We start from the raw sequence: 15808 nt of genomic DNA on the forward strand, positions 1-15808 counted from the left end.
TCGGTCACGGTGTCTCCGCCCGCCGCAATTCGTGTTCCAGCGCTTCGAGTTCGGCGCCGCCGGCCATCTGCCGGGTCAGCTCGGCCAGGTCGATCTCGGACTTCTCGTAACTGCCGAGCTGCCCGCCGCGCTGCAGCAGCAGGAATCGATCGCCGACCGGGTAGGCGTGATGCGGGTTGTGGGTGATGAGCACGACGCCGAGTCCGCGGTCCCGGGCCTGCACCACGTAGCGCAGCACCACCCCGGCCTGTTTGACGCCCAGGGCTGCGGTGGGTTCGTCGAGGATCAGGACCTTGGCCCCGTAGTGCACCGCGCGGGCGATGGCCACGCACTGGCGCTGCCCGCCGGACAGGGTGCCGACCGGCTGCTCCAGGTCCCTGATCTCGATCCCCATGTCGTCCAAGGCTTTTCGGGCGATGTCGCGGGCGGTGCCGCGATCCAGCAACTCGAGCGGGCCGAAGCGTTTCACCGGTTCGGACCCGAGCACGAAATTGCGCCACACGCTCATCAGGGGCACCACCGCCAGGTCCTGGTAGACGGTGGCGATGCCGAGATCCAGGGCGGCGCGCGGCGAGGCGAGGCGGGTGGGGACGCCATCGATGCGCAGTTCGCCGCGGTCGTGCTGATGGACCCCGGACAGGATCTTGATGAGCGTGGATTTGCCCGCGCCGTTGTCCCCGAGCACGCAGGTGACCTCGCCCGGATCCACCACCATGGACACGTCGTGCAGCGCCACCACGCCGCCGTAACCCTTTCCGATGTCGACGGTTTCGATGAGGTGCGCGGTCATCGGCGTACCCTTTCGGCGCGCTTGCGGAACTCGTTGTTGACCAGCACGGCGGCCAGCAGCAGCACGCCGAGGAAGAGCATGAACCAGTCGCTGTTCCAGCCCGCGTAGACGATGCCCTGCCGGGCCATGCCGAAGGTGAGCGCGCCCAGCGCCGCCCCGACCACCGAACCGAAGCCGCCGGTCAGCAGGCAGCCGCCGATCACGGCGGCGATGATGTACTGGAATTCCAGGCCCACACCCTGATTCGCCTGCACGCTCGAGTAGCGCAGCAGATTGCACGCGCCCACCACCCAGCCCGCGAACGCCGTGGTCATGAACAGGATGATCTTCGTGCGGGCGGCGGGCACGCCGACCGCGCGGGCACTGGCCAGGGACCCGCCCACCGCGAAGATCCAGTTGCCGAACCTGGTGCGCAACAGCACGAGCGCGGCCAGCGCGGTGAGCGCGAGCCACCACACCACCGACGCCTGGATGCTGGCGTCCCCGATCGTGGTGGTGGCGGCGAAGACCCAGCCCGCGGACTCGTAGCCGCTCGAACTCCGAATGCCCGAGACCTGCACCGCGCCGGTGACCGCCCGGGTCACACCGAGATTCAGGCCCTGCAACGCCAGGAACGTGCCCAGGGTGACGATGAAGCTCGGCAGGCCCGTGCGCATGACCACCCAGCCGTTGAGCGCCCCGACCGCCAGCGCGAAGAGCAGTGAGGCCAGCAGCGCGAGCCAGACGTTCCAGCCCGCGTGCACCGCCAGCATCGCGGTGATCAGGGCGGTGGAGGCTGTCATGACGCCGGCGGAGAGGTCGAATTCGCCGCCGATCATGAGCAGGGCCACCGCGACGGCCATGATGCCGAGGGTGGAGGCGTCGTCGAGCCAGGTGGGAACGCCCGCGGCGCTGAGGAATTTGTCGGTGATGATCGAGAAGAAGACGAAGACCGCGAGCGCGCCCAGCAGCGCGCCGAGTTCGGGGCGCGCGACCAGCCGGGACATGACCGAGGCGCGCACACCCTGCGCCGTCGGGGTTCCGGAAGTCGTTGTCGCTGTGCTCATCTCATTCCCCCCGCTCACCGGGTGGCCTGGGCGACGAGCCCGGCGACGACGTCGACGTTGCCCTTGTCCACGAAGGCCGGGCCGGTCTGCACCGGGCGGCCGCCGCCGACGGTATTGAGATTGGAGCGGTAGAGCTTCAGCATCACCACCGGCAGGTAGCCCTGTTCGTACTGCTGCTGATCCACCGCGAACAGCAGCGAACCCGCCTGAATCGCAGACACCACATCGTCATTGAGATCGAAGGTGGCCACCACCGCCGCCGAGCGCGACTCGCGGACCGCGTCCACCGCGCGGGCCGCGATCTGCGAGTTCAGGGTCAGTACGGCGTCGATGGCAGCGTCGGATTCGAGCGCGCCCTTGATGCGGGACTGCACGTCGGTCGGGTTGCTGATGTCCACCTGCAGGGTGACCGCGGCGCCGAAACCCTGGGTCGCGCCCGCGCAGCGATCGTTGGCGCCGATATTGCCCGCCTCGTGAATCACGCACAGCAGCTTGCGCTTTCCGGCCGCGGCCAACCGCTTGCCGGCCGCCTCACCGGCGAGCTTCTCGCTCTGGCCCACATGGCCGATGGCGCCGTACTCGGCGCTCACCGACTCCCCGGAATTGATGGTCACCACGGGAATCCCCGCCGCCACCGCCCGGCCGACCGAGGTGCGCAGGGCATCGGGATTGGCCAGCGAGACCACCAGCCCGTCCACTCCCCGGGCGACCGCGTTGTCGATGAGCTTGGCCTGCTGCCCGGGATCGCCCGCGGAGTTGTACTCCACCCGGACGCCGAGATCGGCGCCCGCGGCCTCCGCGCCGTTCTTGACCACGTTCCAGAAGGCGTCGCCGGGACTGCCGTGGGTGATCACGGCGACCGAGTTCAGCTGCCCGACGGCTTCGGGCGCGCGGGCCGGACCGGCCTGCTCCGCGCTGGGTCCGGCGCAGGCGGCCAGCACGGACGCGACCGCGAGCCAGGGCGCCAGCCGGCGGAGCCGCCGCCGGGTCGATCGAGACCTCATTGTCGTCACCTGTCCACTAAATCCGGGAGGCGGCGAGATCCGAGCCGATTTCGGCCAGGTGTCGCAGACTTCGTCCGGCATTGTCGGTCGGGACCGCGGCGGTGGCGTCCGGAGCCAGCATGGTGTCCTGCTCGATGACGTACCAGCCGCGATAGCCGGCCCCGTGCACCGCGTGGATCAGGGCGGCGATGTCGAGGTCGCCATCACCGAGGGGGACGTACAGGCCCGCGCGCACGGCCGCGCTGTAGTCCAGCTCCCCCGCACGGACCCGGTCGGCCAGGTCCGCGCGTACGTCCTTGAGGTGAACGTGCCCGACGCGGCCGGGGTGTCGACGGCCGAGTTCCACCGGGTCGGTGCCGCCGATGCTCAGGTGGCCGGTGTCCAGGCACAGGTCCAGGTCGGTGTCGGCGAGGAAACGGGCGACCTCGGCGGCGGTCTCGATATGGGTGCCGACGTGCGGGTGCACCGTGGTGCGCAGGCCGTGGTCGGCGGCGATGCCCGCGATGGTTTCGGCGGTGTCGATCAGCGTCCGCCATTGGTGGCCGTCGAGCGGGGTGCGGGCGTCGTAGCCGGATTCGCCGGTGGCCGCGGCCAGGACGAGCACCTCCGCGCCCGCGGCGGCGAAGCGCGCGGCGGTGGCGCGGGCCGTGGCCAGGGCGGCCCCGGTGTCGCGGTGCAGGGGCAGGGCCAGGAATCCGCCGACCGGGGTCATGCCGTGCGCAGCCAGCACGCCGCGCAGCGCGTGCGGATCGCCGGGCAGATAGTCCGGCGGGCCGAATTCGGTGGCGGTGACCCCGAGCCCGGCCATGGCCGCCAGCACGGTGGCGGGGTCCAGGACATGTCCCCAGCCGGGAACTTCGCACACGCCCCAGGAGATGGGGGCGGCGGCAATGCGCAGTGGATGGAGCGTTTCGGTCATCGGCGTATCCCAGACCTGTCGTAGCCATCGAGGCGCGCCGGGTATTGGAGCGCTCCAACAATGTAACCCCGCTCACAGGGGTGTCAAGAGGGTGGATCGCGCCGAAAAGTGCTCTGCCAGCTGAACAGTCGACGGAAATGGGAGTTCATCGCGGGCGCGTGTCCGCGTGTCGCGCACGAATTAGAGCGCTCTATTGCCGGGCCCGGGACCGGGCGGTAGCGTGTGGCAGCATGACGCGACCGACCATGGAGGATGTGGCCGCCCGGGCCGGTGTCTCCCGGGCGCTGGTCTCGCTGGTCATGCGCGATTCACCCAAGGTCAGCGCGCATCGCCGCCGCGCGGTGCGCGAGGCGGCGGCGGAGCTGGGCTACGAACCGCACTTCCTGGCTCGCCAATTGGCCAGCCGCACTTCGAATCTGGTCGGGGTGGTGGTCTCGGATCTGCGCAACGCGTTCTTCGCCGATGTGGTCGAGGGCATGGACGAGGCGGCGCAGGACGCCGGGCTCGAGTTGATCCTCAACACCGGGCGGCGCAGCGCGAGCCGGGAGCGCACGGCGCTGACCGGCCTGCTGCAGTTCCAGCCCGGCGGCATCATCCTGCTGTCGCCGGTGCTGCCCGCGGCCTCGATTCGCGATGCGGCGCAACGCTGCCCGCTGGTTCTGGTGTCCCGAGGATCGAGCATCCCCGAGGTGGACACGGTCAACGACGACGGTGAAACCGGCGCCGCGCTGGCGGTGGATCACCTCGCTGCGCTCGGACATCGGCGGATCGTGCACCTGGACGGCGGCGCGGCGTTCGCGGCCGGACCGCGACGCCGGGGCTACAACGCCGCCATGGCACGGCACGGGCTCGAGCCGGTGGTGATCGGCAGCGAGCACACCGACGAGGCCGGGGCCGCGGCGGTGCGGGCGCTGCTGACCATCTTCTCCCCCGCCAGTTTTCCCACCGCGCTGGTCTGCGGCAACGACTTCAACGCCGTCGGGGCCATGTCCGCGCTCGCCGCGGCGGGTTTGCGGGTGCCCGAGGACGTCTCGGTCATCGGCTACGACAACACCTCGTTCGCCGCGCTGCGCAGCATCGCGCTGACCACCATCGATCAACCGCGCGTGCGGATCGGGCAACTCGCGGTGCGAGCGCTCACCGAACGCCTGCGCGAGGGCCGCGTCGAACCGGTCCGCCGGTGCCTGGAACCCACCCTGGTCGTCCGCTCGACGACGGCCGCACCCCGGGATTAACCGATCGATGTCGAAGGAGCTGCCATGCCCCCCATCCGAATTGGTCTCGCGGGCACCGGTCGTATCGGTGCGGTACACGCCGAGACGCTGACGACGCTGCCGGGCGTCGAGGCGGTCGTGGTCGCCGACGCCGACGCCGCGCGCGCCCGCAGCACCGCAGACAAACTCGGCGTGGAATTCGCCCCCGACATCGAGGCGCTGCTGGCGGCGAACCTCACCGGGCTGGTCATCACCACCGCCACCGATTCACATCCGGCGCTCATCACCGCCGCCGTGGATCGGGGCATCCCCGTCTTCTGTGAAAAGCCCATCGCCGCCGACATTCTCGGCACCCTGGCCGTCATCGACCGGCTCACCGGGTCGCCGGTGCCGGTGCAGATCGGCTTCCAGCGCCGCTTCGACGCCGGCTACCGTGCCGCCCGGACCGCGGTCACCTCCGGTGATCTGGGCTGGGTCCACACCCTGCGCGCCACCACCCTGGATCCGGCGCCGCCGCCCGCGGAGTACATTCCACGCTCGGGCGGGGTGTTCCGTGATTGCGGCGTCCACGATTTCGACATCATCCGGTGGGTGACCGGCCGCGAGGTCGTCGAGGTGTACGCCACCGGGGCCAATCGCGGCGACCGGTTCTTCAGCGCCGCAGGCGATGTCGACACCGCCGCGGTCATCCTGCGCCTGGACGACGGCGCCCTGGCCACCGTGTCGCTGACCCGCTACAACGGCGCGGGCTACGACGTCCGCCTGGAAGTCCTCGGCTCCCTGGGCAATGCCGTCGTCGGACTCGACGACCGCTCGCCCCTGCACTCCGTCGAACCCGGTTACCCGCCCTCCACCCTGCCCGCGTACCCCGGTTTCCTCGACCGCTTCCACCCCGCCTACACCGCGGAACTGGCCACGTTCGTGGGCGTCGCCACCGGCCGGATGCCCAACCCCTGCCCGCCCGCCGACGCGCTCGAGGCCTTCTACATCGCCGAGGCGTGCGAACTCTCCCGCCACACCGCCCGCCCGGTCCCGCTCGCCGAGGTCCGCCGCTGACCCCGAACCAGGCTGAACCACTGGTGTTTCAATCGTGACGCGTCGCGTGCGGCGCCCGCGCGGGGCGCACAGCATGATGGGGGCATGGCCGAGCAGGTGAGCGCATGCGCAAGTTGTTGATCATGATCGTGCTGCTGACGATCGGGTTCGGGATAGCCGATCGGGTGTCGGTCGCGATGGCGCAGAACGAGATCGGGCGCAAGATCCACACCGAGTACGACCTGCCGAAGCAGCCCGGTGTTCAGATCACCGGGTTCCCGTTCCTCACCCAGGCCGCGGACGGACGGTACGGGGAGGTCGACATCCGGGTGGGCGACTGGACCGAGCAGAACGTCACCGTGCACGATCTCGCGGTGCGCTTGACGAATGTGTCCGCGCCGCTGCTGGACCTGATCTCCAACCAGAGTTCGAGCTTCGTCGCCGGCACGGCGACGGCGCGCGCGATCGTGCCCTACGACACCGTGCGGCAGTACGCACCCGAAGGCGTCGAGACGATCTCCGACAGCCCCGAGGGCCTGCGCGTCACGGGCGTGTTCTCGGTGGAGGGCATTCCGGTGCCCGCCACGGTCTTCGTCACCGTGGCCCCCGTGCCCGACGGCATCGAGATCACCCCGGTCTCGGTCCAGCCGGCGGCAGGCGGTCCCGCCATCCCGCTCGCCCTGATCTCGGCGCCGCTGACCTTCACGGTCCCGCTGGAGAAACTGCCCTTCGGCGCACAACTCACCGGCATCGAGCCGCGGGCCGACGGTCTCCATCTCGCCGCCGAAGCACACGAGATCCGCTTCAACGCCCTCTGAGCGCGGCCCCGGCGAACTCAGCCGACCAGCAGGCCGATCGCCAGGGCGGTCATCACCAGCGCGATGACCGAGTCGAGCACCTGCCACGCACGGGGTTTGGCGAAGACCGGCGCGAGCAGGCGGGCGCCGAAGCCCAGGGACAGGAACCAGATGATGCTGGCGGTGATCGCGCCCGCGGCCAGGAACCAGCGGTCCGGGGTGGCATAGGTGCTGGCGAAGGAACCGAGCAGGACCATCGTGTCGAGGTAGGCGTGCGGGTTGAGCCAGGTCACCGCCAGGCAGGTCGCGACCGCCGCACCGAGCGCGATGGGCGCGCCACCCGCGGTGCTCAGGGTCGTCGCGGTCAGGGCGCGCCGCGCCGCGAGTGCGGCGTAGCCGAGCAGGAACGCCGCACCGGCGTACTTGGCGATGGTCAGCAGAGCGGGGACGCTGTTGACGATCGTCCCGAAGCCCGCGACGCCGATGCTCATCAGCGCCACGTCCGAGAGCGCGCAGATGGCGACCACCGGCAGGACGTGCTCGCGGCGGATGCCCTGACGCAGCACGAAGGCATTTTGCGCGCCGATCGCCACGATGAGGGAAAGCCCGAAGCCGAGTCCTGAAAGGCCCGCCAGGGCCGCCGATGATGCGTTCACCCGTTCGAAGCTAGGCGCACGTCCAGCACCAGGCCAGCTAATTGTTCTGAACGATGATTAGAGTTCCTTAACATGGATCTCCAGCTCGATCAGCTGCGCGCCCTGGACGCGGTCATCAGCGAGGGCACCTTCGAGGCCGCCGCGCGCCGGCTCAGCGTCACCCCCTCGGCCGTCAGCCAGCGCATCAAGGCGCTCGAGGACGCGGCCGGACGCATCCTGGTGCAGCGCACGAAACCGGTGCAGCCCACCGAGTCCGGGCTCGCGGTGCTGCGCCTGGCCAAACAGGTCCAGCTGCTCACCAGCGACACCGCCCGCGAACTCGGCGACGAACTGCAGCCCGCCGCGCGCGCGGTGAACATCCCCATCGCGGTCAACGCCGACTCGCTGCAGACGTGGGTCATGGCCGCCCTCGGCAGCGCGAGCCACGGCGTCACCTTCGAGATTCATCGCGAGGACGAGGAGCACACCACCCGCCTGCTGCGCGACGGCACCGTCATGGCCGCCATCACCTCCACCGCCGCACCCGTCCAGGGCTGCACGGTGCGACGACTGGGCGCGATGCGGTATCGCCCGATGGCCAACCCCGAGTTCGCCCGCACCTGGTTCCCCGACGGCGCGACCGCCCAGGCGTTCCTGGCCGCCCCCGTGGTGCTGTTCGACCGCAAGGACGATCTGCAATTCCGGCTCATGCGCCGCTACACCCGCAAACAGGGAGAGGCGCCCCGGCACTACATCCCCTCGTCCTTCGCCTATGCCGAGGCGATCCGGCTCGGACTGGGCTGGGGCATGATGCCCGACCTGCAACGCCGCGCCGCCGACGAGTTGATCCCGCTCGACCCCGCGGTCCACATCGACGTTCCGCTGTACTGGCAGCAATGGCGACTGGACTCCCCCGCGCTGGGTATGGTCGCTACCACCGTTGCCGAGGCCGCGGCCGCGGCCCTGCTCTGAGTCCCCACCGGCACCCCCCGAGTCCCCCACCAGCAAATCCAGCACACCCGTCCCCGCAACCCCGGCGCACTACCCGGTCTCCGGTCGCCCGCCGCCCGGTCCGGGTGCGATAGTCGTTGGGATTGTTCTCAAATCGAGGAAGGCCCTACGTGTCCCAAGTTGTGCGCGGCGTGATCGCACGCTCGAAGAACGCCCCGGTCGAGGTCACCGAGATCGTCATCCCGGATCCCGGCCCCGGCGAGGCCGTGGTCAAGGTGCAGGCCTGCGGGGTGTGCCACACCGACCTGCACTACCGCCAGGGCGGCATCAACGACGAGTTCCCGTTCCTGCTCGGGCACGAGGCCGCGGGCATCGTGGAGGCCGTCGGCGAGGGCGTCACCGACGTCGAGCCGGGCGATTTCGTCATCCTGAACTGGCGCGCGGTCTGCGGCACCTGCCGTGCCTGCCGCAAGGGCAAGCCGTGGTACTGCTTCTCGACCTTCAACGCGACCCAGCCCATGACGCTCACCGACGGCACCCCGCTGACCCCGGCGCTGGGCATCGGCGCGTTCGCCGAGAAGACCCTCGTGCACGCGGGTCAGTGCACCAAGGTCGATCCGACCGCCTCGCCGGTGGCCGCGGGCCTGCTGGGCTGCGGCGTGATGGCGGGCCTGGGCGCGGCCATCAACACCGGAAACGTCTCGCGCGGTGACAGTGTCGCGGTCATCGGCTGCGGCGGCGTGGGCAATGCCGCCGTCGCGGGGGCCAAGCTGGCCGGCGCGACCACCGTCATCGCGGTCGACATCGACGAGCGCAAGCTGGAGTGGGCCACCGGTTTCGGTGCCACGCACACCGTGAACGCGTCCAAAGACGATGCGGTAGAGCGCATTCAGGAACTCACCGGCGGGTTCGGCGCGGACGTGGTGATCGACGCGGTCGGCCGCCCCGAAACCTGGAAGCAGGCCTTCTACGGCCGCGATCTGGCCGGCACCGTGGTGCTGGTGGGCGTGCCGACCCCGGACATGAAGCTCGAGATGCCCCTCATCGACTTCTTCTCGCGCGGCGGCTCGCTCAAGTCCTCGTGGTACGGCGACTGCCTGCCCTCGCGGGACTTCCCGTACCTGATCGAGCTCTACAAGCAGGGCCGTTTCGACCTCGACGCCTTTGTCACCGAGACCATTTCGCTCGACGACGTGGAAGCCTCGTTCACCAAGATGCATCATGGCGAGGTCCTGCGCTCGGTGGTGGTGCTGTAGTGGCGCACATCGACCACACCACCACCTCGGGCACGTTCAGCCTCGACGGCGAGACCTTCGACGTCGAGAACAACGTCTGGGTGGTCGGCGACGATCTGGAATGCGTTGTCATCGACGCGCCGCACGATGTCGACGCCATTCTCGACGTGATCGGCACCCGCAAGGTCAAGGCCATCCTGGCGACTCACGCGCACGACGATCACATTCGCGTCGCACCCGAATTGTCCGCGGCGACCGGGGCTCCCGTGTGGCTGCACCCGGATGATCTGGTCGTGTGGCGGCTCACCCACCCCGAGATCGACCCCGACGGCGAACTGGCGGACAAGCAGATCATCTCGATCGGCGGGACCGCGCTGCAGGTGCTGCACACCCCCGGTCACGCCCCCGGCGCGGTCTGCTTCCACTCCCCGGATCTGGGTGCGGTCTTCACCGGCGACACGCTGTTCCAGGGCGGCCCCGGCGCGACCGGCCGCTCGTTCTCCGATTACGGGGTCATCGTCGGCTCGATCGCCGAGCGCCTGCTGACCCTGCCGCCTGAGACGCTGGTGCACACCGGGCACGGCGGATCCACCACCATCGGCGCGGAAGCGCCGCAACTGGACGAATGGCGCCGGCTGGTGAAGTAGGTCAGCGGCACCCGTCCAGGGTCGCGCCGGCGAGTTCCTCGATCACGTCGGAGAGTTCGCCGCGCGCCCGGAACGCCGCGAGCTGCCGGTGTGCGCCGTTGCCCCGCTCCAGCAGCGCGGTGACGGTGTCGGCGACGAAATTCACCTCGCCCAGGTCCCGCAGGGCGGGTTCGACCAGATCGACGAGGTCCGCCAGCAGATCGCGCACCGGAATCGCCCGGCCGTCAACGGGATTGATGGCCGGGCCGTCCATCCCCTCGTGCGCGGCTTTCCAATACGCCCCGCGCAGCGTGTCTTCCGCGATGATCGGCCGATCGGGCAGCCGGCAGGACATCATGACCGCTGCCCGAACCAGGGTCGCCAGCAGCGCGGTCTCCTCCACCGTGGCGGGCACGTCACTGACCCGCACCTCCACGGTCGGGAACGTAATCGACGGCCGCACATCCCAATACACCATCTTCTCGTCCAGGATGATCCCGAGCGAGAGCATGGTCCGCACCGCGGTGTCGAACTCGTGCACGGTGCCGAAATGCGGTGGCGGGCCGGCACTGGGCCAGCGCCGCCACAGGATATTCCGCCAACTGGCATAACCGGTTTCGTCACCGCGGTAGATGGCGGAGTTCGCCGTCAGGGCCAGCAGCAGCGGCAGCCAGGGGCGCAGGAAATTGCTGGCGCGCAGGGCAACCTCCCGGTCCGGGACCGCCACGTGCACGTGGGCCCCGCACAGGCCCTGTTCCCGGGCCAGACGGCCGAAGCGAGCGGCGATGCGGTGGTAGCGCGGGCTGCCGGTGATGGCCAAAGGCTCGTCCGGGACGGCCGGCGGCACCGCGACCGCGAGCAGCATGGCGTCGTTCTTCTCCGCCGAGGCCGCGGCTCCGCGGCGCAGTTCACGCAATTCCCGCAGCAGGTCATGGGTATTGGTATGCACCCGGGTGCTGGTCTCGACCTGGCACCGCATGATTTCCAATTGCAGATCGAGGCCGAAATCCGCTGCGGTACGGGCGACTTCGGCATTTCTGCCGATGGGCGCACCGGTGCGGGGGTCCACGAGGAGAAACTCCTCCTCGACGCCGATGGTCGGTGGGGCTTCCACTTCTCATGTGTACCTCATGACCACCCTTTCAAACACCTGCCGGAGCGGTCTCTCCGCTGCTCAGGGGGCTGAACCGGGGCCGGGACGCGTGGCCCCGCGCGCAGCGCGGAATCCCGGGCAATCGATGTGCGCTGCGGCACAGCACGCGATCCACTGTGGCTCTGTTCACTGAAAGTGCCGGTGGCGCAAGGCTTTGTGCCGAGACGGTCACGCCTTCTTTACACCGCGGCACAGCGCGGAAACCTGCGCACCGCACCCTGGTGAACATGAGGCAAACCGAAGTACATGCGCTGGCATGCGAAGTGTGCGGTCGCCTGCCCCACCCCCGTCGCACCCGGCTCACCCTGGCCAAACTGAGCGTGGTGTTCCCGCTCGAACTCGCCCTGCACGCCGTCGTCTTCCACTTCGAACTGCCCTACATCGCCACGGTGGCGGTGCTGACCGTCAGCATGACCATCCTGGTCATCTGGGTGGTCGAGCCCGGGGCCATGCGCTATCTGGCGCGCTGGCTGCACGGCCCGGAACTGCGCCACCGCCATCACCTCGACAGCGCCGAACTGCTGTGGCGGATCCGGGTGCGCCTGGACAACACCCCGGGCCGGCTCGAACTGCTCACCAAGCACCTGGCCGCCCGGCACGCCAACATCCTCACCGTGCACGTGCACCACCTCGAGGACGGCGTGCTGGACGAGCTGGTGGTCTCCACCCCCGCCGACGTCGATCCACCGCGCCTGGCCGGCGCCATCTCCCGCTCCGGGGGCGCGACCGTCGGCATCTGGCCGGCCTCGGCGCTGACGCTGGTGGACGGGCAGACCCGCGCGCTCGGCCTGGCCGCGCGCATCGCGCACGATCCCGGCGAGCTGCCGCTGGCCATCGCGGAATTGCTCGGGGCGCAGTATCTTCCGCCCACGTCACCGGCCGGCGAGACCCAACGCGGCACGGCCGGAACGGTTCTGGAGATCACCCCCGAGGACGATGGTGTGGCGATGACCTTCGTCCGGGCGGAGGACCCCTTCACCCCGGCCGAGATCGCCCGCGCGCACCGGCTCACCGATCTGGCCCTGCTCGCGACACGCCAGCGCTGACCCCGCCGCGGCGCGCGGCCGTTCATCTCATGATCCGGGATTCCGGCCGCGCCGCCGGGTGATACGGACCGGCCAGTCTCACTTTCTGGCAGACTGCTCGCAGCGCATCAGACTACGCGCGAGGGGTTGGTCGCATGAGTGTTCGGCGCACGGGTGGACGGCGAGGGAACGGGGACCTCGCCGGTAATCCGCCCACCCGCACGGCCGTTCGCTCCGCCAAGCTGGCCGCGCTCCCCCTCGCGTTCGCCGGTCGCCGGGCCGCGGGCGCCGGCAAGAAGGCGCTGGGCCGGTCCCGGACCGAGGTGGATCGCGAAATCCGGCTGCGCACCGCCCAGCACCTGTTCGAGGTGCTCGGCGAACTGAAGGGATTCGCCGCCAAGATCGGGCAGGTGCTGGCCGTCTACGAGCTGGCGCTGCCGCCGGAGCTGGCCGAACCGTATCGCATCGCCCTGAGCCGCCTGCACGATTCGACACCGGCGATGCTGCCGAGCACGGTGCACGCCGTGCTCACGGAATCGTTCGGGCCGGACTGGCGCGTGAACTTCCGCGAATTCGACGACCGCAGAGCGGCGTCCGCGACCATCGGCCAGGTGCATCGGGCGATCTGGCACGACGGCAGGCCGGTGGCGGTCAAGCTCATGTACCCGGGCGCGCGCGAGGCGGTGCACAGCGACCTGGAGCACCTGCGGCGCATGTCCGCACTGCTCGCGGTGTTCGTCCCCAACGCCGATATTCGCGCCATGACCGAGCGACTGGCCGAATGCATCCGCGCGGAACTGGATTTCGCGCACGAGGCCGAGAATCAGCGCGCCTTCGCCCTCGCCTTCGACGGCGACCCGGACTTCCGGGTGGCGCGCGTGGTGGCCCGGCGCGGAGACGTCATCGTCAGCGAATGGCTGGACGGTGTTCCGCTGACGCGGCTGATCGACATGGGCGCGCAGGCCGAACGAGATCGCGTGGGCCTGCTGGCGATTCGATTCGTGCTGTCCTCCCCCGAACGCACCGGATTGCTGTACGGCGATCCACATCCGGGCAATTTCCGGGTGCAGCCCGACGGCAGACTGGGCGTGGTCGATTTCGGGGCGTGCACGCCCTGGCCGCCACCGCAGTTCGCGCCCATGGTGTTCGAGGTCGGCGACGCCCTGATCAACGGCGGGCCCGCGGAATTGGACGCGGCGATTCGCCGGCACGGGTTCGCCCGCCGGGACAGCGTTTTCGACGCGGTGGCGCTCGGCGACCAATTGCGCGCCTACGCCGAACTGCTGCTGCGCGAGCGCACCCGGGTGGACCGGGAGTGGCTGCGAGCGCGCGTGCTGGTGGCGCTGAATCCGCGGCTGGACAATGTGAACCGCCATCTCGACCTGCCCGCCTACTACGTTCCCTTCGGCCGCGCGGTGACGACGCTGTTCGGTCTGGTGAGCCAGCTCGGCGCGTCGGGCCCCATCCGCGACGAGGTGCTGCGCTGGTCGCCCGAGCTCACCGAGGTGATGGCGCGGCACCGCGCCCGCACCGGCGGGCCGACAGATCTGGCCGCTGTTCGATTGCGGCGCAACACGATCGGTGATTCGCGCCGACGCGCCTAGCCGGTCGCCGAACCCCCTTTCCGAGCCACGCCCGCCCGGGCCCGAGGCTTGCTGCCGCGCACCCCTTGATCACTGTCCCAGACAGTCCTAGTCTGGAGTGGCACACGCCCTCGCTCGGAAGGCTCGACACCGTGGTCACAGCATCGAACGCACACACGCCGCTAGCCGATTCGCCGCCCGATCACGAAGTGGCGGTCATCGGCGCCGGACCGGGCGGCATCGCCGCGGGCGTCAAGCTGAAGCGCGCAGGCATCGCCGACTTCGTGATCATCGAGCGGTCCGATGAGGTCGGTGGAAGCTGGCACGAAAACCATTACCCCGGACTGGAAGTCGATATCCCCTCGCTCGCGTACCAGTACTCGTTCGCCCGCAACGCCGACTGGAGCAGGCTTTTCGCGCCCGGCCCCGAGGTGAAGCGCTACCACATGGAGGTCGCCCGGCGCTTCGGGCTCTACCCGCATCTGCGCTTCGGCACGGCGGTGACCAGCGAGGAATGGGACGAGGACCGACACCGCTGGAATCTGCATCTCGAGGGCGGAGGGGTGATCACCGCACGCTTCGTGGTGAGCGCGGTCGGTGCTTTCCTCAGTCCCAGAACAGATCCCGGGATCCCGGGACTCGCGGACTACCGGGGCAAGATCCAGCGGCCCTCGGACTGGGACGAGGACTACGACCACGCGGGCAAACGGGTAGCGGTGATCGGCACCGGCGCGAGCTCGGTGCAGATCACCCCGGCCATCGCGGGACAGGTGGATTCGCTCACGGTCTTCCAGCGCACCCCGGTCTGGTGTGTGCCCAAGCCGAATCCGCGGATCCCGGCCGCGGTCAAACTCGCGCTGCGCACCCCGGGATTGCAGGCCGCCGCCCACGGGGCGGTGCTGGTCGGCGTGGATCTGGCCCTGCGCACCATGTCCAACGCGCCCATGGCCGTGGTGCGCCCGACCCTGCGGGCCGTGGACGCAACCGCCATCGCCGGGTACCGGGGCCTGTTGCGGCTCATGGTCCACGACCCGGCCACCCGGGCCGCGCTGACCCCGGACTACGGCCCGATCGCCAAGCGCCCCACCGCCAATACCGGCTACCTGCTCAGCTTCAATCGCGACAACGTGAAACTGGTGACGACCGGGATCGAGACGTTCACCGCACACGGCCTGCGCACCGCGGACGGGGTGGAGCGCGAGTTCGACATGGTGGTGCTCGCCACCGGCTATCACGTCTTCTCCGATCCCGAGACCTACACCCCCGGCATGGTGATCGGCCGGGACGGTATGGATCTGGGCAAGTTCTACACCGAGCACGGGTTACAGGCGTACGAGAGCGTCGCGCTGCCCGGGCTGCCGAACCGGTGGACCCTGGTCGGGCCGTATTCCTGGTCGGGCAGCGGCTGGCACGCCTTCGTGGAGATGACCGCCGATCACGCGGTGCGGGCCATCTCCGAGACCCGCCGCCGGGGCGCGACGTTCGTGGCGGTACGGCAGCACGCGCACGACGCCTATCACCGCATGATCTACCGCAACAGCGAGGCCATGCGCTTCTATCTGGCCGAGCTCAACGCGCACGTGCCGACCTACTACCGCAACTCCCAGGGCGACAGCACGTACATCCGGCCCACCGGATTCTTCCGCGCCCGGCGCGGTGCACGGCGATTTCCCTTCGCCGACTACCACTTCGACATCCTGCGGCCCCGGCCGCAGCCGTCCCGGGCCAACGGGGACCGGCCCCGGCGCCGCGCGAAGACCGAATCCCCCGCCTGAGGCGGGCCGCTCGACAAGGA

Annotated in this window: 15 protein-coding genes; 9 read left to right on the forward strand and 6 right to left on the reverse strand. The window is 69.9% G+C overall.

Annotated features, from left to right (window positions below; genetic code table 11):
* Positions 1 to 4: 4 nt before the first annotated feature.
* The 4 genes from ACFVBH_RS22320 to ACFVBH_RS22335 are packed head-to-tail and all read right to left on the reverse strand — an operon-like array spanning position 5 to position 3759.
* Positions 5 to 790 (reverse strand): ATP-binding cassette domain-containing protein, encoded by a 786-nt coding sequence (locus ACFVBH_RS22320; protein WP_379004000.1) that lies wholly within the window; start codon positions 788 to 790, stop codon positions 5 to 7.
* Positions 787 to 1836, reverse strand: a complete 1050-nt coding sequence (locus ACFVBH_RS22325; RefSeq protein WP_354989686.1) for an ABC transporter permease — start codon at positions 1834 to 1836, stop codon at positions 787 to 789. Before ACFVBH_RS22325 ends, ACFVBH_RS22320 begins: the two co-directional genes overlap by 4 nt.
* 14 nt (positions 1837 to 1850) lie before the next feature.
* Positions 1851 to 2840 (reverse strand): sugar ABC transporter substrate-binding protein, encoded by a 990-nt coding sequence (locus tag ACFVBH_RS22330; RefSeq protein WP_379004003.1) that lies wholly within the window; start codon positions 2838 to 2840, stop codon positions 1851 to 1853.
* Positions 2841 to 2856: 16 nt separating this feature from the next.
* Positions 2857 to 3759, reverse strand: coding sequence for a TIM barrel protein (locus tag ACFVBH_RS22335; protein ID WP_379004006.1), 903 nt, complete (start codon positions 3757 to 3759; stop codon positions 2857 to 2859).
* Positions 3760 to 3989: 230 nt separating this feature from the next.
* Here ACFVBH_RS22335 and ACFVBH_RS22340 point away from each other — a divergent pair, with 230 nt between their 5' ends.
* The 3 genes from ACFVBH_RS22340 (at position 3990) to ACFVBH_RS22350 (ending at position 6826) form a co-directional block, all read left to right on the forward strand.
* Complete coding sequence (locus ACFVBH_RS22340; RefSeq protein WP_379004008.1) at positions 3990 to 4994, forward strand: LacI family DNA-binding transcriptional regulator; 1005 nt, start codon at positions 3990 to 3992, stop codon at positions 4992 to 4994.
* Between the two features lie 24 nt (positions 4995 to 5018).
* The gene (locus ACFVBH_RS22345) at positions 5019 to 6029 is read left to right on the forward strand and encodes a Gfo/Idh/MocA family oxidoreductase (RefSeq protein WP_379004011.1); all 1011 of its coding nucleotides are present in this window, start codon (positions 5019 to 5021) and stop codon (positions 6027 to 6029) included.
* Between the two features lie 104 nt (positions 6030 to 6133).
* Positions 6134 to 6826, forward strand: coding sequence for a DUF2993 domain-containing protein (locus ACFVBH_RS22350; protein ID WP_379004014.1), 693 nt, complete (start codon positions 6134 to 6136; stop codon positions 6824 to 6826).
* Between the two features lie 17 nt (positions 6827 to 6843).
* Here ACFVBH_RS22350 and ACFVBH_RS22355 read toward each other — a convergent pair whose 3' ends face one another.
* Positions 6844 to 7461 (reverse strand): LysE/ArgO family amino acid transporter, encoded by a 618-nt coding sequence (locus ACFVBH_RS22355; RefSeq protein ID WP_354989692.1) that lies wholly within the window; start codon positions 7459 to 7461, stop codon positions 6844 to 6846.
* Positions 7462 to 7533: 72 nt separating this feature from the next.
* On the opposite strand from ACFVBH_RS22355, the gene ACFVBH_RS22360 reads away from it, so the two are divergent.
* The 3 genes from ACFVBH_RS22360 to ACFVBH_RS22370 all read left to right on the forward strand — a co-directional run bounded on the left by ACFVBH_RS22360 (position 7534) and on the right by ACFVBH_RS22370 (position 10273).
* Positions 7534 to 8412: a LysR family transcriptional regulator ArgP gene (locus tag ACFVBH_RS22360; protein ID WP_354989693.1), complete on the forward strand. Its 879-nt coding sequence runs from the start codon at positions 7534 to 7536 to the stop codon at positions 8410 to 8412.
* A 149-nt stretch (positions 8413 to 8561) separates the two neighbouring features.
* Positions 8562 to 9647, forward strand: coding sequence for an S-(hydroxymethyl)mycothiol dehydrogenase (locus tag ACFVBH_RS22365; RefSeq protein WP_354989694.1), 1086 nt, complete (start codon positions 8562 to 8564; stop codon positions 9645 to 9647).
* On the forward strand, positions 9647 to 10273 hold the full coding sequence (locus ACFVBH_RS22370) for an MBL fold metallo-hydrolase (RefSeq protein WP_354989695.1): 627 nt from the start codon (positions 9647 to 9649) through the stop codon (positions 10271 to 10273). The genes ACFVBH_RS22365 and ACFVBH_RS22370 overlap by 1 nt, the downstream gene beginning before the upstream one ends.
* A 1-nt stretch (position 10274) precedes the next feature.
* Here the strand turns inward: ACFVBH_RS22370 and ACFVBH_RS22375 are convergent, their stop codons facing one another.
* Positions 10275 to 11366 carry a glutamate--cysteine ligase gene (locus tag ACFVBH_RS22375; RefSeq protein WP_379004016.1) on the reverse strand — a complete coding sequence of 364 codons (1092 nt, stop codon included), beginning with the start codon at positions 11364 to 11366 and terminating at the stop codon, positions 10275 to 10277.
* 266 nt (positions 11367 to 11632) lie between these two features.
* Between ACFVBH_RS22375 and ACFVBH_RS22380 the strand changes: the two genes are divergently transcribed.
* From ACFVBH_RS22380 to ACFVBH_RS22390, 3 genes are all read left to right on the forward strand, one after another.
* Entirely contained in the window at positions 11633 to 12451 is an 819-nt protein-coding gene (locus ACFVBH_RS22380) for an amino acid-binding protein (RefSeq protein ID WP_354989697.1), read from the forward strand.
* Positions 12452 to 12585: 134 nt separating this feature from the next.
* Complete coding sequence (locus tag ACFVBH_RS22385) at positions 12586 to 14034, forward strand: ABC1 kinase family protein (RefSeq protein WP_379004019.1); 1449 nt, start codon at positions 12586 to 12588, stop codon at positions 14032 to 14034.
* 131 nt (positions 14035 to 14165) lie between these two features.
* Positions 14166 to 15788: a flavin-containing monooxygenase gene (locus tag ACFVBH_RS22390; RefSeq protein ID WP_379004021.1), complete on the forward strand. Its 1623-nt coding sequence runs from the start codon at positions 14166 to 14168 to the stop codon at positions 15786 to 15788.
* The last annotated feature ends 20 nt before the right edge of the window (positions 15789 to 15808 follow it).

The organism is Nocardia sp. NPDC057668 (genome assembly GCF_042799795.1).
Lineage (GTDB): Bacteria > Actinomycetota > Actinomycetes > Mycobacteriales > Mycobacteriaceae > Nocardia.